Genomic DNA, 227 nt, shown 5'->3' with positions numbered 1-227 from the left:
GGAGCCTTATCGATTTCATCCAGGATAATGCAGGGGTTCGCCAGTTCCGTGCTGGCCATCCATTCCGTAACCAGAGAAGGCTTGGCTTCCCCAAAACTCTGATGCACCCCCATCAGGGACAGAGCATCTGTCATGCCGGAGACATTGATGGTTTTGACTGGGTAGCCAGCCATTTCATGGTAAAGCCTTGCCACTGTGGACTTGCCACACCCCGGAGGCCCAACCAG

Annotated in this window: 1 protein-coding gene; it reads right to left on the bottom strand. The window is 55.1% G+C overall.

Translation table 11 applies throughout. From position 1 onward, the window contains the following. Positions 1-227, bottom strand: a 227-nt coding sequence (locus HK26_RS12815; protein WP_257641006.1) for an AAA family ATPase, incomplete at its 3' end; no start/stop codon positions are given.

The sequence above is a fragment of the Acetobacter okinawensis genome (assembly GCF_002153655.1).
GTDB lineage: Bacteria > Pseudomonadota > Alphaproteobacteria > Acetobacterales > Acetobacteraceae > Acetobacter > Acetobacter okinawensis_A.
This window is presented reverse-complemented; position numbering and strand designations above follow the sequence as displayed.